Source organism: Duganella sp. BJB1802 (assembly GCF_013369445.1).
In the GTDB taxonomy this organism is placed as follows: domain Bacteria; phylum Pseudomonadota; class Gammaproteobacteria; order Burkholderiales; family Burkholderiaceae_D; genus Rugamonas; species Rugamonas vulcania_A.
Genome location: NZ_JABWEF010000016.1, coordinates 112982 through 135473, shown reverse-complemented (window position 1 = coordinate 135473; position 22492 = coordinate 112982). Strand labels below are relative to the sequence as shown.

19 protein-coding genes are annotated in these 22492 nt (G+C 64.7%); 8 read left to right on the top strand and 11 right to left on the bottom strand.

All coding sequences use genetic code 11. From position 1 onward, the window contains the following. Positions 1-59: 59 nt before the first annotated feature. Positions 60-1292, top strand: a complete 1233-nt coding sequence (locus tag HUX88_RS23340; protein ID WP_117017698.1) for a hypothetical protein — start codon at positions 60-62, stop codon at positions 1290-1292. Positions 1293-1321: 29 nt separating this feature from the next. On the opposite strand, the gene HUX88_RS23335 is transcribed toward HUX88_RS23340, so the two are convergent. The 6 genes from HUX88_RS23335 to wrbA all read right to left on the bottom strand — a co-directional run bounded on the left by HUX88_RS23335 (position 1322) and on the right by wrbA (position 9333). Continuing rightward, the gene (locus tag HUX88_RS23335) at positions 1322-3166 is read right to left on the bottom strand and encodes an ABC transporter transmembrane domain-containing protein (RefSeq protein WP_176363298.1); all 1845 of its coding nucleotides are present in this window, start codon (positions 3164-3166) and stop codon (positions 1322-1324) included. A gap of 67 nt (positions 3167-3233) precedes the next feature. Next, complete coding sequence (locus HUX88_RS23330) at positions 3234-4331, bottom strand: lipocalin-like domain-containing protein (protein WP_176363297.1); 1098 nt, start codon at positions 4329-4331, stop codon at positions 3234-3236. After that, positions 4331-6886, bottom strand: coding sequence for an FtsX-like permease family protein (locus tag HUX88_RS23325; RefSeq protein WP_176363360.1), 2556 nt, complete (start codon positions 6884-6886; stop codon positions 4331-4333). Before HUX88_RS23325 ends, HUX88_RS23330 begins: the two co-directional genes overlap by 1 nt. A gap of 11 nt (positions 6887-6897) precedes the next feature. Further along, a complete protein-coding gene (locus HUX88_RS23320) occupies positions 6898-8304 on the bottom strand; it encodes an FAD-binding oxidoreductase (protein WP_176363296.1) in 1407 nt (468 codons plus the stop codon). After that, on the bottom strand, positions 8301-8708 hold the full coding sequence (locus HUX88_RS23315; protein WP_176363359.1) for a DUF2069 domain-containing protein: 408 nt from the start codon (positions 8706-8708) through the stop codon (positions 8301-8303). Before HUX88_RS23315 ends, HUX88_RS23320 begins: the two co-directional genes overlap by 4 nt. Before the next feature lie 13 nt (positions 8709-8721). Then, positions 8722-9333: an NAD(P)H:quinone oxidoreductase gene (wrbA, locus tag HUX88_RS23310; protein ID WP_176363295.1), complete on the bottom strand. Its 612-nt coding sequence runs from the start codon at positions 9331-9333 to the stop codon at positions 8722-8724. Positions 9334-9398: 65 nt separating this feature from the next. Here wrbA and HUX88_RS23305 point away from each other — a divergent pair, with 65 nt between their 5' ends. Next, a complete protein-coding gene (locus tag HUX88_RS23305) occupies positions 9399-10775 on the top strand; it encodes a YihY family inner membrane protein (RefSeq protein WP_176363294.1) in 1377 nt (458 codons plus the stop codon). A 3-nt stretch (positions 10776-10778) separates the two neighbouring features. On the opposite strand, the gene HUX88_RS23300 is transcribed toward HUX88_RS23305, so the two are convergent. Both HUX88_RS23300 and HUX88_RS23295 read right to left on the bottom strand, forming a co-directional pair. Beyond that, positions 10779-12242, bottom strand: a complete 1464-nt coding sequence (locus tag HUX88_RS23300) for a PLP-dependent aminotransferase family protein (protein WP_176363293.1) — start codon at positions 12240-12242, stop codon at positions 10779-10781. A 9-nt stretch (positions 12243-12251) separates the two neighbouring features. Further along, complete coding sequence (locus HUX88_RS23295; RefSeq protein WP_176363292.1) at positions 12252-12836, bottom strand: LysE family translocator; 585 nt, start codon at positions 12834-12836, stop codon at positions 12252-12254. Positions 12837-13058: 222 nt separating this feature from the next. On the opposite strand from HUX88_RS23295, the gene HUX88_RS23290 reads away from it, so the two are divergent. The 4 genes from HUX88_RS23290 (at position 13059) to HUX88_RS23275 (ending at position 15999) form a co-directional block, all read left to right on the top strand. Next, positions 13059-14150, top strand: coding sequence for an HAF repeat-containing protein (locus HUX88_RS23290; RefSeq protein ID WP_373886831.1), 1092 nt, complete (start codon positions 13059-13061; stop codon positions 14148-14150). A gap of 88 nt (positions 14151-14238) precedes the next feature. Further along, positions 14239-14673 (top strand): hypothetical protein, encoded by a 435-nt coding sequence (locus HUX88_RS23285; protein WP_176363290.1) that lies wholly within the window; start codon positions 14239-14241, stop codon positions 14671-14673. 12 nt (positions 14674-14685) lie between these two features. Next, complete coding sequence (locus HUX88_RS32585) at positions 14686-15318, top strand: hypothetical protein (RefSeq protein WP_229219499.1); 633 nt, start codon at positions 14686-14688, stop codon at positions 15316-15318. Between the two features lie 3 nt (positions 15319-15321). Further along, positions 15322-15999: an RES family NAD+ phosphorylase gene (locus HUX88_RS23275; RefSeq protein WP_176363289.1), complete on the top strand. Its 678-nt coding sequence runs from the start codon at positions 15322-15324 to the stop codon at positions 15997-15999. On the opposite strand, the gene HUX88_RS23270 is transcribed toward HUX88_RS23275, so the two are convergent. After that, on the bottom strand, positions 15996-16805 hold the full coding sequence (locus HUX88_RS23270; RefSeq protein WP_176363288.1) for an alpha/beta fold hydrolase: 810 nt from the start codon (positions 16803-16805) through the stop codon (positions 15996-15998). The genes HUX88_RS23275 and HUX88_RS23270 overlap by 4 nt on opposite strands. 1 nt (position 16806) lies before the next feature. Then, a complete protein-coding gene (locus HUX88_RS23265) occupies positions 16807-18117 on the bottom strand; it encodes an O-acetylhomoserine aminocarboxypropyltransferase (protein WP_176363287.1) in 1311 nt (436 codons plus the stop codon). A gap of 196 nt (positions 18118-18313) precedes the next feature. Between HUX88_RS23265 and HUX88_RS23260 the strand changes: the two genes are divergently transcribed. Then, positions 18314-18769, top strand: coding sequence for a CBS domain-containing protein (locus tag HUX88_RS23260; protein ID WP_176363286.1), 456 nt, complete (start codon positions 18314-18316; stop codon positions 18767-18769). Positions 18770-18859: 90 nt separating this feature from the next. On the opposite strand, the gene HUX88_RS23255 is transcribed toward HUX88_RS23260, so the two are convergent. Beyond that, positions 18860-21121, bottom strand: a complete 2262-nt coding sequence (locus HUX88_RS23255) for a bifunctional diguanylate cyclase/phosphodiesterase (protein ID WP_117010378.1) — start codon at positions 21119-21121, stop codon at positions 18860-18862. Positions 21122-21373: 252 nt separating this feature from the next. Between HUX88_RS23255 and aroC the strand changes: the two genes are divergently transcribed. Then, positions 21374-22492, top strand: a complete 1119-nt coding sequence (aroC, locus tag HUX88_RS23250) for a chorismate synthase (RefSeq protein WP_176363285.1) — start codon at positions 21374-21376, stop codon at positions 22490-22492.

Genomic DNA, 22492 nt, shown 5'->3' with positions numbered 1-22492 from the left:
GCTACGATTGTGACGCTTTAAAATTGCTAATTAACTCATTTCTTAGGAATGGATTTCAGATGAAAAATCTACAAGGCGCCACTTTGGTTGCCGCGCTGGCCGCAGCGTTTTCCGCACAAGCCCAGACGGTCATGACCATCAATGGTCTCGAAACGTCGACCAGCTGCACCGCTCCGCTGGTGTTTATTTCGGACGTGGGAAAGGAGGGTTTGTTTTATCCGGTCGCGTCGAGCTCGACAGACCAGGCGAACGGCGGGACCACGTTGTTCTGCAATAAAAGCAACAGCGGCGCCAGAAAAATGTACAAGCGCATGTTCGACGGCGCCGTCAACGCCAAATGGTTCGGCCTGAGCGAGAGCTCGCTGGACAACGCGCCCGCCGTGCAGGCCGCTATCACCGCGCTGCGTAACGGCCAGGAATTGTTGATCCCGGAGGGCTACTATAAGTTCCAGGACACGATTACCCTGCCAAGCAATAAATACGTCCGATTTACCGCGAGAGGCGATTTGGACTTTGGTGCGCGCGATGGCATCGTCGTGCAGGGGCGGTATGGCCATGTGCTGGAATTGTCCAAGCTGCATGGCATTACTTGGCAAAACACACCCACCTACGGCTATGTCGGCTCCGCCATCACGCTGATGAATGCCCAGTACGCGAAGGTAAACGTAAATTCCATCGACGGTTTTCATAACGCCATCAAGGTGGTCGGCAAGGACCAGAATGGCTCGCAGTACAACAAGATCGACTTCGAATTGCTGACGCATAATGACGTCGGCGTACTGCTGACGACAGAGATTGACGGCTGGGCCAACGAAAATACCTTCACCGGCGGGAAGATGAACGGCGTGACCGGTCTCGCGGCCGTACCGGGTTCTGCGCAGGTTGGTCAGTTCAACGGCAATAAGTTCTACAACTTCGGCTTCGAGAACGTGACCAATGGCGTCGACGTGGACAAATTTAGCAACAATATCTTCATTGCGCCGCGCCTGATGGGAGGCGAGGGTGTGGTCAACGGCTTCAACTTTGGTCCGCATTCCTGGAGTAACGTCATCATCTCCACCGGATTGTATGAGGAAGCGTTTGTGTCGCAAGGTGTGGTGGGCAACGCCGGTATAGGTAACCTGTTGTTAGGCAACGTCATGACGAAGAGCGGCTCGACGTCGGGAGTGGTCAGCATCTCCGATGGCCATGGCCGCTTCCTCAGCCTGATACGCGACCCGAGCTACACGGTCAGCCAGGAGACCAAGTCGCGCATCCTGCCGCTGTCGTCGCTGCCTGCCGTTTCGCCCTGACGCGCTGAGCGTCCCAGCGCGGCGGGCGGTCAGTTCGCGCGGTGTTCGATATGAACGTTGTGGAACTGCAGCGCGGCCAGATTGGCGTAGACGCCACCCAGCGCCACCAGCGACGCGTGGGTGCCGGTTTCGACGATGCGGCCGTCCTCCATCACGATGATGCGGTCGGCCCGCTGCACGGTCGCCAGGCGGTGCGCGATGATGACGGTGGTGCGGCCGACCATCGCCGCCTCCAGCGCCGTCTGCACCAGGCGCTCGGACTCCGCGTCCAGCGCGCTGGTGGCTTCGTCGAGCAGCAGCAGCGGCGGGTTTTTCAGCAGCGCGCGCGCGATCGCGATGCGCTGGCGCTGGCCGCCGGACAGGCGCACGCCGCGCTCGCCCAGGAAGGATTGATAACCTTGCGGCAGGCGTTCGATGAATTCATGGGCGGCGGCCAGCTTGGCGGCCTGGATCACTTCCTCGTCGGTGGCGCCGGCGCGGCCGTAGCGGATGTTCTCCATCGCGTCGGCCGAGAAGATCACCGTATCCTGCGGCACGATGCCGATGGCGTCGCGCAGCGTGTGCAGATCGAGCCTGGTGACGTCGACGCCATCGAGCTTGATGCTGCCGCTCTGCGGGTCGTAGAAGCGCAGGAACAGCTGGAACAGCGTGGTCTTGCCGGCGCCCGAAGGGCCGACCACGGCCACTGTCTCACCGGCTTTGATGTCCAGCGACAGGTGGCCCAGCGCCGCCGTGTCGGGACGCGAAGGATAGGAGAACGATACGTCGTGCAGGCTCAGTGCCGCGCCGTTGGCGGCGCGCGGCGGCAGCGCCAGCGGCTGGGCCGGCGACTGGATGGCCGACTTGACCGACATCAGTTCCAGCAGGCGCTCGGTGGCGCCGGCGGCGCGCTGCGCCTCGCCCATCACCTCGGACAGGGCGCCGATGGCGCCGGCCACGATGGAGGCGTACAGGATGAATTGTCCGAGGTCGCCGCCGGTCATCGAGCCTTCCAGCACGGCGTGCGCGCCCAGCCACAGCACGAACACGATGGTGCCGAACACCAGCACGATGGCGATCATGGTCAGCAGCGCGCGGGCGCGGATGCGGCGCATGGCGGTGCCGAACGCGCCTTCGACCGAGTCGCCGAAGCGCTGCGATTCGATCTTCTCGTGGGTGAAGGCCTGCACGGTCGGCATGGCGTTGAGGATTTCGCCGGCCATGGCGGAGGCGTCGGCGATGCGGTCCTGCGAATCGCGCGAGAGCTTGCGCACGCGGCGGCCGAACATCACGATCGGCAGCACCGTCAGGATCAGCAGGCCGATGATGATGGCCGACAGCTTGGCGCTGGTCACGAACAGCATCACCAGGCCGCCGATGAACAGCAGCACGTTACGCAGCGCCATCGAGATGCTGGTGCCCACCACCGCCTGGATCAGCGTGGTGTCGGTGGTGATGCGCGACAGGACCTCGCCGGTTTGCGTGGTCTCGAAAAATTCGGGGCTCTGGGTGACGACGTGGTTGTAGACGGCGCTGCGGATGTCGGCGGTGACGCGTTCGCCCAGCCAGGAGACGGTGTAGAAGCGCGCCGCCGTGGCCAGCGCCAGCACGGTGGCCACGCCGAACAGCGCCAGGAACACCAGGTCGACATGCTTGATGCTCTTGGCGCCGGAACCGCCGAAGCCCAGGTCGATCATCTGCTTGAAGGCGGCGGGGATCGCCAGCGTGGAGCACGCGGCCACCACCAGCGCGATGCCGGCCATGAGGAACTGGCGCTTGTACGGCAGCAGGAACGGCGTCAGGCCGCGCAGGGTGGCTAGACTGCCTTTCTTGGCTTCCCTGGCTGTGTTGGGGGCGGCTGCGGACGGGGTGCTGGCGGTGGTGCTGTTGGTCATCGTGTGGCTGCGGTTCGTAAGTATTCTTTTGTTGACGATTCAGTAGTCGTTAAATTGTTCGGTGCTGCTAAAACTTGATCGGCCTCACATAGCCGGTCATCTCCAGGTAGGCGCGTCCGGCGGGTTTGCCGTCCCGTTCCAGCGTCACCGCGCCCTCCCAGTACACCGCGCCGGTGGAGCGCCGCGAGTCCAGCTCCTGGTCGTCCTGCAAAGGGACGACCTGCCACACGGTGCTGCCGGTGGTGAGCTGGGTCGAGACGGGATACTCGGCATTGGTGCGGGGCGAACGCCACCGCCGTTGCGGGGTAAAGCTGACCTGGTCCGGGGAAAACTGCGTGATCTTACCGGATGCATCGCGCCATGTCGCGTGCGACCATAGTTTAGCACCTGTCTTGCTGCGCATCTGGAAAGCCATCATGGCGCCGCCGTCGGCGAGGTTGGCGCCTATCCAGTCCCAGCCTGCCGCATCGGTGGCGACGTACTGGGTGGACCACTCGTGATCGAACCAGCTGGCGCCCGTGACGGCGACCGTCTTGCCGCCGCTGGTCACGGTGCCGGTGGTGGTCAGCTGCGGTTCGCTGTAGTAGTAGCTGCTGTCGGAAAGCTGCGCGCCCTTGCGGGAATAACCACGGTCGCCCTGCGGCAGCACGGGCTGCGACGGCGCCAGTTTCAGATCCAGCTTGAAGCTGGCGGCGTCCAGGTGGACCTGGTAGCTGCCGTCGGCGGCGCGCGCCATGTGCCAGTCTTCGAGCTTGACGTCGGTGTCGCCGACCTTGGCGTAGGACAGGCCGAAGCCTTCGCACGCGCTGCGCTCGTCGTGCAGCAGCTTGCCGTTGGCCGGGTCGGAGAGGGCCGCGTGGCCGATGATCAGCTGCTTGGGCGCGAATTTGCTGGGATTGGCGCGGTCGTGCGACGTGGCGCTGCGGAAGAACGTGACCTGGAAGCCCATCGGCTTGCCGTCCGGTTTTGCGAGCCAGCCGGTGACGTACCACCATTCCGTCTTGTAGTCGGGATGGGCGCCGAAATCCGCCGGGAAGCTCAGCGAAGCGCCGGGCGCCAGCGGCGTGACCGCCTTGAACACCGGCTCCGCCGCCTGCGCGGACGTCTGGACGGCCAGCGCCGCCAGCAGCGCCAGTGCGGCGCCGCCGCGTTGGATCAGATTCATTACCAGTCCTCCCTGACTGCGCGTATCGGCCCGCCCGACAGCGACTGGCGGCCGGCCAGCAGCGCGGTTAGCGCGGCGGCGGCCAGCAGCAGGCCCGCCACGGTGGCCAGCAAAGGCCACGGCAGGTGCAGCTGCATGGTCCAGTGGAAGGACTGCGGATTGACGACAAAAACCAATATCAGGCTGATGACCCAGCCCAGCGCGAAACCGGTGACGATGCCCAGCCCCGTCAAGGCGCCGCCTTCGATGGCCAGAATGGACAGGACCTGCCGCCGCGTGACGCCGACGTGGCGCAGCATGCCGAACTCCTTGGCGCGCGCCAGCGTCTGCGCCGAGAACGTGGCAGCCACGCCGAACAGGCCGATGACGATGGCGATCGCCTCCAGCAGATAGGTAATGGCGAAGCTGCGGTCGAAGATCTTCATGCTCATCGAGCGGATCTCGGACGGCGCGGTGGTCGTCAGCGCTGCGGCGAAGGGCAGGCGCGTCAAGGCGCGATCAGTGTCGGCCGCCTTGGCGCCGGGCTTGAGCCACAGGGCGACGTTGCTGGCGTCCATGTCGCCGGTGATGGCGCGGTAGTCGCTCAGCCGCATCTGGATCGAGCCGGTGGGGCGCGCATAGTCGCGCCAGACCCCGGCCACCTGGAAGGCGCGCAGCTTGCCGTTGAGCGGCAGTTCGATGCGCTGGCCGACGTTCATGCCGTACAAGTCGACCATCGCTTCCGAAATCCAGACCGGCGGCGGGGCGCCCGGGCCGGGTACCTGCGTGGCGCCGACGATGGCCAGCGATTTGCCCGGATCGGCGGGATCCACATTGCGCGCCATGAGCGCGACCGCCGGACGGGCGGCGGCCAGCGAAATGCCGCGCATGCGCAGGAAGTCGGCGCTGGCGACGCCGGGCAGGGCGGCGATGGCGGCCTGCTCCTGCGGCCGCAGGCCGGCGGTGGTGCCGGCGCTGGTGGTGCTGACATAGATATCGGCCGGCAGGATGTGCAGCAGCCAGTCGTCCAGCGACACGCGGAAGCTGGAGACCATGATCGCCATCGCCACCATCAGGCTGAAGCTGGACAGCACGCCGCCCAGCGCGATGCCGGCCTGGCTGGAGGCGTTGGCGAGGCGCGACAGCGTCAGCGTGACCACGGGCGAGGCGCCGGGCTTGCCGGCGGTGGCCGCGCTCCAGCGGCGGTGCGCCACGCGGAACACGATGGCGGCCAGGCGCGGCATCAGCGCGATGGCGCCGACCAGCAGCAATGCGATCGACAGGTAGCCGAACAGCGGCAGCTCGAATACCGGCGGCGCCTGCGACAGCAGGGCGGCCAATGCGATGCAGGCCAGCGCCGGCCAGGCCTTGGACAGCCGCGACATCGCCGCCTCCTCGGTGCCCGACTTGAGCGCGACGGCGGGCTTGGCGCGCGCCGCGTCCAGCGCCGGCGCGGCGCAGCCCAGCAAGGCCACGGCGACGCCGAGCGCGAAATAGACCGCTGCGGCGATGGGCGTGAACTGCACCTGCGGCCGCACGCCGGAGAAGAAGCCTGCGCCCAGGTCGGCGCCCATGAAGTGCAGCGCGGCGGCGGCCATGCCGTAGCCGGCGGCGATGCCGATGGCCGATCCGGCCACGCCCAGGCTCAGGCCTTCGATCAGGATCTGGCGCAGCAGGTGCTTGCGGTCCATGCCCAGCACGCGCAGCAGCGCGAACTGGCTGCGGCGGCGTATCACCGACAGCGCCTGGGTGGAGAATACCAGGAAGGCGCCGGTGAACAGCGCGACCAAAGCCAGCACGGTCAGGTTGACGCGGTAGGCGCGGCTCATGCCTTCGTTGCGGCTGTTCTGGTCTTCGTCATTGGGCTGGCTGACGCGGAAGCGGCCGGGATAATCGTGTTCCAGCTGTTGTTCCAGCTCCGCCTTGAAGGCGTCGCGATTGACGCCGTCGCGCAGTTTGAGGTCGATGCGGGACAGCTGGCCGAGCTTCTCGAAGCGCCATTGCGCCGCGCCCAGGTCCATCACGCCGATGCGCTGGCCCGCGCGGGCACGCTGCAGCGAACCGGCCACGCGCAGTTTCAGTTCGCCGACGCCCACTTGCAGCGTCAGCGGCGCGCCGGCGGCGGGCTTGAGCCACTGCTGCGCGGCCGGCGACAGGAACAGCGCGTCGTCGGCCAGCGTGTCCATCACGTGATCTTCCGAAGGCACGCCGACCAGGTCGGACGAGATGAAGCTGGCGCGGAAGGCGTCGATGCCGAGTATCTTCAGCGCCGTCTTCTCGTCGGGCACGGAGGCGTCGAACTCCAGCACCGGCGACGCCACCGCCACGCCGGCGCGCTGCGCCAGCACCGGGTAGATGGCTTCGTCGAAAAACTGCTCGGTGCCGCGCACCTGCACGTCGGCCACGCCGGACAGGCCCTTGATGGCGGACGAGAATTCGTTGAACGCGGCTGCGTTGATCAGATGGATGGCGAAACCGAGCGAGATGCCGACCGCAATCGCGGCGATGGCCACCAGCGCCCGCAGCGGATGCGCGCGCCACTCGCCCAACAACAGCCAGCGCGACAAGCGGCCCATCGCGGCACCGCTCACAGGATTTTCCCGGGATTCATGATGCCCAGCGGGTCCAGCGCGGCTTTGATGGCGCGCATCATGTTCAGTTCCACCGCCGATTTGTAGTGCGCCAGCTCGTCGCGTTTGAGCGCGCCGATGCCGTGTTCCGCCGAGATCGAGCCGCCGAAGGCGACCACGCTGTCATGCACCACGCGATTGACCTTGTCCTGGTTGAGTAGGAAGTCCTCGTTGGAGATGCCGTCCGGCGGCGCCACGTTGTAGTGCAGGTTGCCGTCGCCGAGATGGCCGAAGCACACCAGCTGGCAGCCGGGGAAGGCCGCGTCCAGCAGGGGGCCGGTGGCCGAGATGAAGTCGGCGATGCTGGACACCGGCAGCGAGATATCGTGCTTGATGTTCTTGCCCGCCTTGGCCTGCGCCAGCGGGATGTGCTCGCGCAGCTGCCACAACCCGGCCGATTGCGCCACCGAAGTCGCCACCACCGCGTCGCCGATGACATCGCGCTCCAGCGCCGCGCCGATGGCTTGTTCCAGCAGTCCGACCGCGTGCTGCTCCGACTCGCTGCTCGACAGCTCCAGCAGCACGTATTGCGGATGCGGCGCCGCGAACGGCTTGGGCAGCGACGGGAACTGCCGCGCCACCAGCTCCAGGCAGTAACGCGACATCAGTTCGAAGCCGGTCAGGCTGGAGCCGCAATGGTCCTGCATTAAAGTCAGTAATTGCAGCGCGTGCGCGGGCGAGGGCAGCGCCGCCAGCGCGGTGATGCTGGCCTTGGGCTGCGGATAAAGCTTGAGCACCGCGCCGGTGATGACGCCCAGCGTGCCTTCCGCGCCGATGAACAGGTCGCGCAGGTCGTAGCCGGTATTGTCCTTGCGCAGGCCGCGCAAGCCGCTCCAGACCTCGCCCTGCGGCGTGACCACTTCCAGCCCGAGGCACAATTCGCGCGTGTTTCCGTATCGGAGAACCGCCGTGCCGCCCGCATTGGTGGACAGATTGCCGCCGATGGTGCAGCTGCCTTCCGCCGCCAGCGACAGCGGGAACAGGCAGCCGGCTGCGGCCGCGGCGTCCTGCACCTGTTGCAGGATACAGCCCGCGTCCACGGTCATGGTGCGGTTGACGGGATCGACTTGCCGGATCTGGTTCAGCCGCGCCAGCGACAGCACGACCGCGCCGCCGCCGGCATCCGGCACGCTGCCGAGCACCAGCCCTGTGTTGCCGCCCTGCGGAACCAGCGCCACGCGCCACTGGGCGCAGGCGCGCACCAGCGCCGCCACCTGGTCCACGGACCCGGGCCGCAGCACGGCCAGCGCGTTGCCGGTGAAGCGTCCGCGCCAGTCGGTGAGGAAGGGCGCCATGTCGGCGCTTGAGTCGAGTACAAAGGCGTCGCCCACGACGGAGCGGCAATGCGCGAGAAAGTCGATCATTTGACGGTGTTGACCTTCACCTTGTCCAGCAGCTCCTTGGCCAGCTTCTTCGCCGCTTTTTTATACGGACGCAGATACATCACGGCGCAAACAAAATAGACGCAGACGATCAGCGCCTCGCCCCAGGCCATCCAGGCGGAGATGCTGCCCTTGTCGCTCCAGCCGCGCACCACACCCTCGGTGAAATACAGCAGTATCATCATCGAGGTCCACTGCAAGGTGTAGATGTCGCGCTTCCACACGCCGTACAGCGGCAGCAGCAGCGGCACGGCCTTGAGCACCAGCCAGGAGCCGCCGGGCTTCAGCGGCGCCAGCACCATCTCCCACAGCACGCACCAGACGATCAGCGTGACCAGGCTGCCGATGGCGCCCCAGTGAAAATACTTCTGCATTGTGTTTTCCATCATGCGTCCCCGGTCAAGCGACGGCGCGCAGTTTGACGGCCGTTTCGGCCAGGCGCCGGCCCAGCGCGATCGCCAGGCGTTTTTCATCTTCGGTGATGGTCTTCTTGCCGTCAAGTCCCGACCAGTGGCTGGCGCCATACGGCGTGCCGCCGCTGGAGGTGGTCATCAGTTCCGGATTGGTGTACGGCAGGCCGAGCACCATCAGGCCGTGGTGGAACAGCGGTATCATCATCGACAGCAGCGTCGATTCCTGGCCGCCGTGCAGGCTGCCGGTGGAGGTGAACACGCAGGCCGGCTTGCCCGCCAGCGCGCCGGACAGCCACTGGGCCGCCGTGCCGTCCCAAAAATACTTCATCGCCGAGGCCATGTTGCCGAAGCGGGTGGGCGAGCCGACCGCCAACCCGGCGCATTCGGCCAGGTCGTCCAGTTCGACGTAGGGGGCGCCTTCGGCCGGCACGTCCGGCTCGGTGGCCTCAGTCACGGTCGATACGGCTGGAACCGTGCGCAGGCGCGCGTCGCAGCCTGGCACGCTCTCCACGCCCTGGGCGATCAACTCCGCCAATTTGCGCGTTGCGCCGTGACGTGAGTAAAACAATACAAGAATAATCAGATTGGCTTGGTTCATCGGCGGTATTATAGGGCGCTTTGGCGGGTGGCATCGTCGCCACTCTTGTATTTCGATTATCGCTCATGTACGAAAAATTTATTCATCCGGTTTTACAGTATGTATCCCGCAACTGCCGTAGCGGGATAGAGACAGTGCGCTCGTTGTCCTGGCCCGAGGTGCGGGACCTGTTTTTATTCGCCCACCGCCGCCTGCGCGAGGAAAGCCTGCCGCAGGTGGCCGGCAGCCTCACTTTCACCACCGTGTTCGCGCTGGTGCCGGTGTTGACGATCGCGCTGGCGATCTTCACCACCTTCCCGATGTTTAACACCTTCCGCTCGTCGCTGGAGGCTTACTTCGTGCAGAGCGTGATGCCGAAGTCGATTTCCAGCACCATCCTCAATTACCTGACCATGTTCGCTTCCAAGGCCACGCGGCTGTCGGCGGTGGGCGCGGTGGCGCTGATTTTTACCTCGATCGCGATGATGAACTTGATCGAGCGCGTGTTCAATCGCATCTGGCGCGTGCGCGCCGAGCGGCGCTGGAGCAAGCGCATCCTGGTCTACTGGGCCATCATCACGCTCGGTCCCTTGCTGATTGGCGTCTCGCTGACCCTGTCGGGACGGGTCTTCATGGCCACCAGCGATCTGATAGGCGACGTGCCGGTGATCGGCGCCTTGATCTACACGGTGCTGTCGCTGGCGCTGACCACGGCCACCTTCACGCTGCTGTACGTGGCGGTGCCGAACCGCGACGTCGACTGGCACGACGCGGCCTGGGGCGGCCTGGTGGCCGGCCTGGCGTTCGAGGTGGCCAAGCGCGGCTTCGCGGTGTTCATCACGCAGTTCCCGACGTATTCGAAGATCTACGGCGCGCTGGCCGCGCTGCCGCTGTTCCTGCTGTGGGTTTATGTGTCGTGGCTGATCACGCTGTTCGGCGCGCTGCTGGTGGCCGCGCTGCCGGTGGTGAAGTACGAGCGCTGGTGGCACGAGGCGCAGCCGGGCGGCGAATTCGTCGACGCGATGGCGATCCTGCGCGTGCTGCATGTGGCCTGCAAATGCGGCGACACGGCGCTGGTCAGCGCCGGCGCGATCCGCGCGCGCACGCGGCTGGGCTTCGACGAGATGGACACGCTGCTGGAAAAGATGATGACCGAAGGCTGGGTGGGGCGCGTCAAGGTCGATGCGCCGGCGCGGGTCCAATGGGGCAAGCGTGTCAGCGAAGGCAGCGATCACTGGGTCATCCTGGCCAATGTGGAGAAGCTGACGCTGGCCGAGGTCTATCGCCTGTTCGTGTTCTCCGGCATGCCGATCAACGCCGGCGTGGTTGGCGACAGCGACGATGAACGCGACCTGAAGGCCGCCCGCGAGGCCGCGTCGCTGGCGCGCGAGGTGGAATCGGCTGTGGAAGCGGGGCTGGGCAAGACCCTGGCCGCGCACTTCGGGCCTATCGACTGCCGTTAAGTGCTAAGAGCCCACCGACCTGGCCGCGCCGCTGACGCGCGCCAGGCTTGAGCGGGCGCCGGCCACGGCCTGCAGGCGCTCCCGCAGGTAGCTGCTCAGGCGCGGATGCTGGCTGAAGGCGACGTTGAAGCGGATATGCTGGTCGGGTATGTCATTGGCCGAGAAGGCGGCGCCGCGCATCAGCAGGATGTTGTTGCGGTAGGCGTCCTGCACCAACAGGTCGACGTCCAAGCCTTCCGGCATCGTGCCCCACAAGAAAATGCCGGCGTCGCCGGGCTGCTCGAACCGCACGCCGGCCTCGCTCAATTGCTGGGTGCTGGCGTTGCGGGCCGCCATGATCTTGCGCTGCATGCGCTCCAGGTGCTTGCGCAGATTGCCGGCCCTGAGCACTTCCAGCAGCACGTATTCGTTCAACGCGGGCAGCGTCATGATGGAATGGATCTTGGTCCGCATCAGCACCTTGAGCAGGGCGGGGGCGGCCGCCAGATAGCCCATCCGCAGGGCGGGACTGAGCGACTTGCAAAAGCTGGAGTAGTAGATCACCCCATCGAGGCCGGCCAGCGCGGCCAGGCGCGTGGCATGGCCTTGCTGGAACTGGCCGTGCACGTCGTCCTCGGCGATCAGGAAGCCATGCTGCTGCGCCAGCATCAAGACCTTGTGCAGATTGGCGGCGCTGCTGCTCCAGCCGGTGGGGTTGTGCAAGGCGGTCTGCACGAACAGCAGGCGCGGACGGTGCTCGCGGCAGGCCGCCTCCAGTTCGTCGAGATCGAGGCCGTCGGGCCGGCGCTTGATCGGCACCAGGCGGATGCCGTCCTGGCGCAGCCGGCCGAACATCAGGAAGTAGCCGGGATCTTCGACCAGCACGGTGTCGCCGGGCTGCAGGAAACTGCGGCAAATCAGGTCGATCGCGTGGGTGGCGCCGAAGGTCGTGAGGATATGGCCGGCGTCGAAGGCCGCGCCGATCCCGCGCAATAGCAGCGCGATATGTTCACGTAATTCGGGCAGTCCTTGCGGAGGACAGCGCGACGCCATGCCGGCGGCGCTGCGAGCCAGGGCGCGTTGCACGGCGCTGGCGGGGACGGCGTCCTGCAGCCAGGTCGGCGGCAGGGCGCCGCTGCTGGCCAGCAGAATGCCGGCGCGCTGGTCGTTGGCCTGCTGCGCGAGCCAGACCGGTTCCTGCTCCTCGCCCGCTTCCAGCGCGACTTCATCGGGCACCACGCTGCCGGCGTCCTTGGGTGAACAGACAAAGAAGCCCGCAGTGCCATGGGAATCGATGACGCCCGCCGCGACCAGCCGGTCGTAGGCCGCGACGACGGTATTGGTGCTGACTTCCAGCTGCGTGGCCAGCTGGCGTATCGACGGCAGCTTGGCGCCGCCGGGCAGGGCACGGCTCTCGACCATGTGGCGCAACTGCGCCTCAATCTGTTTGGACAGGGCGATGGGAGAGGAGCGGTCGATGGGGAACATGGTGAGAGTCTAGCGTAAAAACATCACGGCCAGCACGAGCAGGATGGCGGCCATGGTCCAATTGAACACGCGCTGCTTTTGCGGATCCAGCAGGAAGCGGCGGATCGAGACGCCAAACAGCGCCCACATGGCGTTGCAGGGCATGCCCACCAAGGTGCCGATCGCCGCCACCAGCAGCGCATTGCCGAACGTGTTCTGCCCGGCGGGCATGAAGACCGATGCCACGGTGACGGCCTTCACCCAGCTCTTGGGGTTGAGCGCCTGGAAGGTCGTCGCCTGGGCAAACGTCACCGCCTTGGGCGCCTGCGCGCCGCTCATCGACGCTCCGCTGAGCTTCCAGGCCAGGTAGATCAGATACACCGACCCGGCGATGCGCAGCACCTGCTGCGCCAACGGGTAGGTTACAAAAACGCTGCCCAGCCCAAGGCACATCAGCATGGTCTGCACGAACATGCCGGTCTGGATGCCCATGATGGCGGGCATCGCGCCACGGCCGCCGAAATTGGCGCCGGTGGTGGCGAGCATGACGTTGTTCGGTCCGGGCGTGGCCGACATCACCAGGCAGTAGGTCATCAGGGGCAGCAGTTCGGTCATGGTCTGTGGCTCGCATTGTGGGGGATGGCGCCAGTCTAGGGGCGCGGCGCGGTGGGGCGCAAGGCACAGGCCCCCGGGGGCAGATGCATGCTGTATCAGTCGGTCCATGGTTACAGTTGCTGATCGTTCGAATACCGTTATAGAATCGGCATTCATAAAAATCAACTTGGAGACGTCATGCTGAGAATGCCGATTGCGGTGGTCTTGTTTGGAATTGCCGGTGTGGCGTCGTCTGCGCAGCAGCTGCACCCGCCCGGATTGGGAGAGCGCGGCAATGAGGCCAGCATCGCCGTCGACATCAACGCAACGGGGCAGGTGGCCGGCATCATCGAGGAAGAGAACGGGCGCCAGCGCGCGGTGCTGTGGAATAAGCGCCTGATCGAACTGGGCACCCTGGGCGGCAGCGACAGCTTCACCAAGGGCATCAACATCGGCGGCGACGTGGTCGGCTCGGCCCAGGACAGCGACGGCCACTGGCGCGCCTTCGTCTACCGCGCCGGCCTGTCGATGCGCGATCTCGGCACGCTCGGCGGCGGCAGCAGCTACGGCATGGGCATCAGCCGTTCGGGCCAGGCGGTCGGCTTTGCCGATACCAGCGACGGCTACTTCCACGCCTTCACCACCGGCCCCACCGGCGACGGCCCGCTGGTCGATTTGGGCACGTTGGGCGGCAATATCAGCTACGCGGCCGGCGTCAACACCGATGGCGTGATCGTCGGCACGGCGGCGCTGGTGGACGGTTACCGGCGCGCCTTTATCTACAGGCCGGGCGCCGGCATGAAGGATCTGGGCACGCTGGGTGGACGCTCCAGCAGCGCCACCGCCGTCAACGATTCCGGCGTCGTGGTCGGCGCGTCCGAGACGCCGGACCGGCACTGGCACGCCTTTGTCCACGATGGCAAGAAGATGGTCGACCTGGGCGCGCTGATCGGCTACGGCAACAGCTTCGCTACCGCCATCAACGCCGCCGGCCACGTGGTCGGCAGCATCCGCGTCGGCGACGAGCGCCGCTCCTTCGTCTACCGCGACGGCAAGATGACCGTGCATCCGGGCGGTTACGGCCTGTACCTGGTCAACAGCATCAACGCCGAGGAACTGGTGATCGGCGCCAAATACGTCGGCAAGAAGTTCGAGGCATCGACCATGCACTCGTCCCAGCGCGCCGTGGTCACGCACGGCGGCAACGACCTGGTGATGCTGATCGTGGCGGTGCTGGCCGCCACCACGGGCGTCGTGATCTACCGCCGCCGCTATCGCGGCATCGTGCTGGAAGGTGCGAACCGCATCATCCGCTTCAAGTTCCCACAAAACTGACAGCGGGGTATCGGGTTTTTGCTGGTCCGTGAGAATCTTGAGAATATTGAGAAAGTGTGCTAATCTGAGTTCATCGACCGGAGTAGTGATGATGAATCCAGATGGCACGCTTGCTGACCTCAAAATGCTTGCTGATCAATTTCGTATGATTGATCAGATGAGTGAGCTTGCCAAGATATCTAAGCAGGTCGAAGAGTGGAATCAGCTAGCATCAATTAAGCGGGGGACCTTTTTTGGGGGGCGCTCTGCGCTCTTGCTTAAGTGCGAATATGATCGCTTGCTTGAACGGATTTCCCAGTTGTGGTCTGCAGTGCGTCTGCCTGCGACGGTCCGGCTGACTCCCTGGGTTTTTTACCACCTTTCAGATTTAAGGCGCCGTGCTTCGTGCCCGATGATGCGCTTTATGGTCTCTTTGCGACAGGCGCTGGCGCATTCCATTCCGGCGACTTTCGATGCTTGCGGAAAGCGTACCCGTCAACTCCTTGTCGCCCATCCTCCAATTGCTCCTCCATTCGCTGCTTAAGAGGGTATCTTGGTGCAATCAGTGAAAAATAGAGGTCCCGAGCGCAGTCCGGCGCAATACGATGCCGTCGAGCGTGTGCTTGAACAGTTTACGCAGCTTGTTGAAGATCGTTTGGCAGCTCTTGCTCGTGGCCGTGATCGTGAGAAGGTGATCGCGCTAGGTATACAAGCTCTAAGCGAAGCGCGTGCGTCGCTGACGAGTATCCCTATTAAAAAATCACTGCCTGCTACCAAGCTAAAGGCTTCGGATGTTATTTCTCAGGGATTGGTGTCACTTTCGCAGGCCACGCTTTACCGTGCTGCTGAAAATGGACGCTTCTACTTTATTACCCCTAGGGGGCGTAGTATCGGCAGGGAATTCCCGGCTTGGCAATTTATTGAGCCTGTGCCTGAGTTGATCGAACCGGTGCTGCACCAACTTGAGAATCAGCCGAGTAGTGAAATTCATGCATTCTGGGTGGGCGCGGTTGACGATATTAATGAGCTTTCGCCGGCGGAGCTGCTGGCGGGTAAGCCTTTCGAGACGCGTATTGAAGTTCACGAAAGTCAGCGTCGGTTGTTGAGTCTTCCCGCAAGTGAGCGCTTGCGGAAGGTTCAGGAACTGGCTGAACTTTATACCAGGGGCATGGCCGACATCATAGGCTAGAGCATGTCTTCAAAAAAGAAGGCCCACGTACCACCGTCACATATCGCTCGGACCTTGCCATCTGACGCGCGCATATGGCAAGCATTAAGAGGCGGCATCTGCGAACTTAAAGCAGGCACCTTGATGATCCGGGCAGCATGGAACCCGGAATCTGTATGGCCTGAGCGAGTCGAAAAGACTTACCGTTTTGGACCGCCTGCCGTACCTGCTGATGACAACGGCGCGTTCGCATTCCACTGGATCTATCTTGGCGATAATGTGATTACTGCCGCGTGGGAGGCCCAGTTGTGCGTCAACGACGCTAGCATGCCGGGAACATTTTTCTTTAAGCGCAATGCTGCTGATGCATTGATCGCGGAGATGACGTTTACCCGGGATCTTCGCCTGTTGGATTTGACCGGCGACGCTGTCAGCAAACTCGGCATCTACGCTGAACTACTGGGGCCGGGGCACGAGTGGTGTCAGTGGCTTGGCTGTGTCTTGGATCGCATCATCGCAAGACATCCCCATTTGGATGGAATACGCTACATGTCCAGAAAGCATCCTGGGCACTACGCGTACGCCATCTCGTCGCGCCGAATGGCTGGTCTGGATATGCTTCGTCGGACTTCAATCGCGCGCTTCGAGGAAACCGCTGAATATCTAAGACTGCAGCGGGATCCTTGCTTTTCCAAGTTCTAGCGAGCGGCGCCCGCAAAACTGAACAGGGCGTCCAGCACCGCGTCCGGCTGCTCGCTCATCAGCGAGTGGCCGCTGTCCACCGTCACCACCTTGCCGTGGCTGATGGTGGAGGTCAGCAGCTTGGCGGATTTCGGGGGCGTCATCATGTCGCGCGCGCCGAACAGGAACAGGGTGGGGCAGCGCACCGCCTGCGCGGCCGCTTCGCCGTTGGCGTAGGCGTTGCAGGCCGAGAAGTCGGTGTGGAACACCTGCTGCGGATTGATCTGCGAGATGCGCTGCATCAGCCGGCGCGAGCCTCCCATGATGCTGAAGCCAGGCCCCGGACAGGACGGCTTCTGCGCGATCGACGAGTGCGACCAGATGTTGACCATGTCGATGGCGCTCTGCTCATCGGTGCGCGAGGTTTCCAGCAGCGCGTCCGAGACCTTCATCGGGTAGGTCGAGCCGATCATGCCCAGGTGCGTGATGCGCTCGGGCGCCTTGTGCGACGCTTCCAGCGCGATCAGGGAGCCCATGCTGTGGCCGAACAGCGCGGCCTTTTGCACGCCGGCGGCGTCCAGCACTTGCAGCAGCCAGTCCGCCAGTTCCGGCACGCTGGCCTTGGTCTCGCCCTTGCTGCGGCCGTGGCCCGGCAGGTCCACCGCCAGCACGCTGTAGCCATGGTGTGCGAAGTAGCGGGTCTGCAGCACCCATACCGAATGATCGTTCTGCGCGCCGTGGATGAAGGCCACGGTCGGCAAGGCGGCGTTGAATGGCTTGCCGCCGGTGTAGCAGTAGGCGTCCACGCCTTGTACGGTCAGCAGCATGTCATGCTCCTTTCTGCGACAGCTTCAGGCCGCGCGCCAGGTCTTCGATCAAATCGTCCACGTCCTCCAGTCCCACCGACAGCCGCATCGTGCCCTCGGTGATGCCGGACGCCGCCAACTGCTCGGCCGGCACGCGGAAGTGCGTGGTGGAGGCGGGATGGATCGCCAGCGACTTGGCGTCGCCGACGTTGGCCAGGTGCGAGAACACCTTCAGGCTGTCGACGAAGCGGCGGCCGGCGGCGCGGTCGCCCTTCAGGTTGAACGAGAACACGGCGCCGCAGCCCTTGGGTAGCAGGCGCTTGGCCAGCTCGTAGTCCGGGTGCGACGGCAGCTCGGGATAGGACACCGATTCCACCGCGGGATTCGACAGCAGGAACTCCACCACCTTGCGGGTGTTGGCCACGTGCCGGTCCATGCGCAGCGCCAGCGTCTCCACGCCCTGCAGCACGGCGAAGGCGTTGTGGGGGCTCATGACGGCGCCGAAGTCGCGCAGGCCCTCGCGCCGCGCGCGCAGCGCGAACGCCGCCACCGTCGACTCTTCGGTGAACACCATGCCGTGGAAGCCGTCGTACGGCTCGCACAGCTCGGCGAAGCGGCCGGTCTTGTCGTACGCCGCCTGCCAGTCGAAGGTGCCGCCGTCCACCAGCAGGCCGCCGATGGCGGTGCCGTGCCCGCACAGGAACTTGGTGGCCGAGTGGAACACCAGGTCGGCGCCGTGCTCGAAGGGCTTGAGCAGGTAGGGCGTGGTGAAGGTGGAGTCCATCATCAGCGGCAGGTGCTGCTCGTGCGCGATGGCGGCGACGGCTTCGATATTGAGCACGTCCAGGCCCGGATTGCCCAGCGTTTCGGCGAACAGCACCTTGGTGTTCGGGCGGATCGCGGCGCGCCAGGCGTCGAGGTCGCGCGGGTCGACGAAGGTGGTCTCGATGCCGAAGCGCTTCAGCGTGTAGGCCAGCATGTTGTGCGAGCCGCCGTACAGCGCGCGCGAGGCGACGATGTGCGAGCCGGCGCCGGCGATGGTGGCCAGCCCCAGGTGCATCGCGGCCTGGCCGCTGGCGGTGGCGATGCCGGCCACGCCGCCTTCCAGCGCGGCGATGCGTTCCTCCAGCACCGCGTTGGTGGGGTTCGAGATGCGCGAGTAGACGTGGCCGGCGCGTTCCATGTTGAACAGCGAGGCGGCGTGGTCGGAGTCCTTGAAAGCAAACGATGAGGTGAAATAGACTGGCGTGGCGCGCGCGCCGGTGGCCGGGTCGGGCGCGGCGCCGGCGTGCAGCGCGAGGGTGTCAAAGCCGGGGTATCTTGGTCCGCTCATGTGGTCTCGTTGGAGTTATAGGAATGCTGGGCATCCTACCCTGAATCGCGGCTTGGCAACAGCACTGTAAAAATGTTGAGATTTGCTTATCGAGAGCGCTGGATTTTTTGCCGGGCATACGCTACATTCGCTATAAGGCTACAATAAACAGAACCCCCATTCACAAAGCCTATATCAGCGGACAGGACGGCCCAAAATGAAAGTCTCCGAAATTCTTCAGGTTAAAGGCAGCATTCTTTACACGATCTCTCCTGACCAGCCTTTGGCAGACGCCGCCAATACGATGGCGGAGAAAGACATCGGTTCGCTGGTGGTCATGGAATTCGGCGAGTTGGCGGGCATGCTGACCTTCCGCGAAGTGCTGCGCGCGCTGCACGAGAACGCGGGCACGGTGGGCACCGGCACGGTGCGCAAGCACATGGACGATCATCCGATCACCGTCACGCCGGACACCGAGGTCAACGAGGTGCGCCGCATCATGCTGGAAAAGCACGCGCGCTACCTGCCGGTGATGAACGCCAAGACCATCCTGGGCGTGATCTCGTTCTACGACGTGGCGCGCGCGGTGCTGGAGGCGCAGAGCTTCGAGAACAAGATGCTGAAGGCCTACATCCGCGACTGGCCGGCCGAGACGGCGGACCAGACCGACTAAATCCACCCCGGCGCCCGGCGCCGGCAGGCAAACCGCCATGCGGCCATGCGACGATCTTGAACGTCGCATGGCCGCATGGCGGTTTTTTTATCAGGCCGCGCCTTCCAACGTGTCGTTGTTGAGCCAACCGTTGAGCGCCGTCGCCGTCATCGGCCGCGCGAACAGGAAGCCTTGCGCCAGCGGGCAGCCCAGCGCCTGCAGGATCTGCGCCTGGCGCTCGTCCTCCACGCCTTCGGCGATCACGGCCAGGCCGAGATTGCGGCCCAGCTGGATCACCATCTCGGCGATGCTGCTGCCGCGCGCGGAGCCGGTGATCTCGGTGACGAAGGCGCGGTCGATCTTCAGGCGGTCGATCTGCAGCCGCTGCAGGTAGGACAGCGACGAGAAGCCGGTGCCGAAGTCGTCGATCGCGATGCTCACGCCGGTCTGCTTGATCTGGCCCAGCATCTTGATCAGCATGTCCGGCTCTTCCATCGCCATCGATTCGGTGATCTCCAGCTCCACGTATTCCGGCGGCGCGCCGGTGTCGTCCAGCGCCTTGCGCAGCGTCTCCAGGAAGTGCGGATGGCGGAACTGCACCTGCGAGACGTTAATCGACATCATGAAGTCGAGGTGGCCGGCCTTGCGCAGGTCCACCAGCTCCTGGCAGGCGGTACGCATGACCCACGCGCCCAGGTCGATGATCAGGCCCGAATACTCGGCGATCGGAATGAAGCGGTCCGGCGAAATGAACTTGCCGTCCGGCGTCTGCCAGCGCAGCAGCGCCTCGGCGCCCATCGGCCGGCGCGTGGCCAGGTCGATCTGCGGCTGGTACACCACGAACAGCTGGTTCTGGCCGAAGGCCGTGCGCAGCGCGTGCATCATACGCACGCGTTCGCGGATCTCCACGCCCATCGAGCGCGAGAAGTAGAAGTGGCCGGCGCGCTGCTGCGACTTGGCGCGCTTGAGGGCGATGTCGGCGTCCTTGAGGGCGTCGGCGCCGCTGCCTTCGTGCTCGCCCAGGCGCACCAGGCCCAGCGTGGCCGACAGCTGCACGTCCTGGCCGTCGATGCTGAACGGGTCGGCGAACAGCGCCAGGATGTTGGCCGGGTTGACCTGCGACGAATCGCCCAGCACGCAGAAGATGTCGCCGCCGATGCGCGCCACCGTCAGCCGGTCGCCCAGCTGGGTTTGCAGGCGCCCGGCGACGGCCACCAGCAGCATGTCGCCGAACTGGTGGCCGAGCGCGTCGTTGGTCTCGGCGAAGTGGTCCAGGTCGACCAGCGACAGCGTGGCGTCGTCGCGCGCCGGGCCGGCCAGCGTGGCGTCGAGGATCTCGACCAGGCGGGTGCGGTTGGGCAGCTTGGACAGCTGGTCGTAGAAGGCGGCGTTGTGCAGGTGCGTGACCAGCTCGACGTTGTCCAGGCCGACGGCCACGTTGGAGCAGAACACTTCCAGCAGGCGCTCGTCGATCTCGGTCGGAGCGCGGCCCACGTCCAGGTAGGCGACGAAGTCGCGGCTGGCCTTGCCGGCGAAGTACAGCGTGATGAAGTCCGGGCCGTAAATGTTGCGGCGCTGGCCCAGCGTCAGCTCCATGGCGTCGTAGATGGGCTTGTGGTCCTGGTTGCACAGCGTGGCGTTGTCCAGGTGGCGGTAGCTGCCGATGGTGGCCATCACCATCAGCTGGTGGCAGCCGTCCTCGGGACACTCCTGCACGCACAGCACGCCGTTGCCGTCCTGGCCCAGCAGGTCGGCGATCTGCGCCAGCACGCCGGAGGCGAAGTTCTGCACGCCGTGCAGCGCCATCAGCTGGGTGCTGGCGTGGACGATCTGGTTCAGGCCGCGCCGGCTGTCGTTGATCTTGCGGATTTGTTCGTAGGAGCGGATCGCCGCCGTCACCGTGGTGTACAGCTTGATGCGGGTCAGCTCGGACTTGGTCTTGTAGTCGTTGATGTCGAAATCGCGGATGGCGTCGATCTCCGGCGCGTAGCCGGGCTGGCCGGTGCGCAGGATGATGCGTACGTCGGCCAGGTTCAGCGTTTCGCGGATGTAGCGCACCAGGTGCAGGCCGGCGTCGTCCTGCTCCATCACCACGTCCAGCAGGATGACGGCGATTTCGGATTCGTGCTTCAATAGTTCGCGCGCCTGGCCGGCCGAATACGCATGCACGAATTCCAGCGGGCGCTGCTGCATGTCGAGGTTGCCCAGCGCGAAGGTGGTGGTCGAGTGAACGTCTTCATCATCGTCGATGATCATGACCCGCCAGACGTTGCGGGCACCGGGCACTGCGGGCGTCGCCGGATGCTCTTCTAAGAATACCAGATCGTCGTGATCGTCCTTGGATTGCTCAAGGGGTGTGATCGGTGGGGGCATGTGTAACATCTCCAGGATATCTCGGTGTTCTTGAGATCAAGTATATAGCGAATTGTTAAAAAGAACGCGGTTTTCCGGCGCTTTACACAGAACGTTGCATACCGGTGTGCAAGTTTGCCCAGCTTTCATCGAAAGAATGGTATTTTACCAATTGAAACTTGCCTTGTGGAAATTATCGTGCTTGGCGGGCGGCAAACGCCGCCGGCTGGTAGAATTGGGTACTTTCCACCTTTTTCCAAAGATTCTCTTCCTATGTCCGGCAATACATTTGGCAAATTGTTTTCAGTAACTACCTTTGGTGAGTCGCACGGTCCCGCGATTGGTTGTGTGATCGATGGCTGCCCACCAGGTTTGCCTTTGTCGGAAGCGGACATCCAGCCGGAGCTGGACCGCCGCAAGCCGGGCACCTCGCGTCACGTGACGCAGCGCAAGGAACCTGACACGGTGGAAATCCTGTCGGGGGTGTACCAGGGCGTCACCACCGGCACGCCGATCGCGCTGCTGATCCGCAACGAGGACCAGCGCAGCAAGGATTACGGCAACATCACCGAAAGTTTCCGTCCAGGCCATGCAGATTACACCTATTGGCACAAATACGGCGTCCGCGATCCGCGCGGCGGCGGCCGCTCGTCGGCGCGGCTGACGGCGCCGGTGGTCGGCGCGGCCGCCATCGCCAAGAAATGGCTGAACCAGCAGTACGGCACCGAGTTCAAGGGCTGCATGAGCCAGCTCGGCGACATCGCCGTGCCGTTCCAGGACTGGTCGCACGTGCACGACAACCCGTTCTTCGCCGCCAGCGGCGACGCCGCCCTGATCGCCCGCATGGAGGACGCGATGGACGAGCTGCGTAAGGCCGGCGATTCGATCGGCGCGCGCATCGACGTGATAGCCCGCAACATCCCGGTCGGCCTGGGCCAGCCCATCTACGACAAGCTCGACGCCGACATCGCCTACGCCATGATGGGCATCAACGCCGTCAAGGGCGTGGAGATCGGCGCCGGCTTCAAGTCGGTCGAGCAGAAGGGCTCGGTGCACGGCGACTCGCTGACGCCGGAAGGCTTCATCGGCAACAACGCCGGCGGCGTGCTGGGCGGCATCTCGACCGGCCAGGACATCACGGTATCGATCGCCATCAAGCCGACCTCGTCGATCCGCACGCCGCGCCAGTCGATCGACAAGGACGGCAACCCGGTGATGGTGGAAACCTTCGGCCGCCACGACCCGTGCGTCGGCATCCGCGCCACGCCGATCGCCGAGGCGATGCTGGCCCTGGTGCTGATGGACCACGCGCTGATGCACCGCGCGCAGTGCGGCGACGTCCACGTCGCCACGCCGAACATCGCGCCGCCGGCGCCGCCAACGTCCAACTAA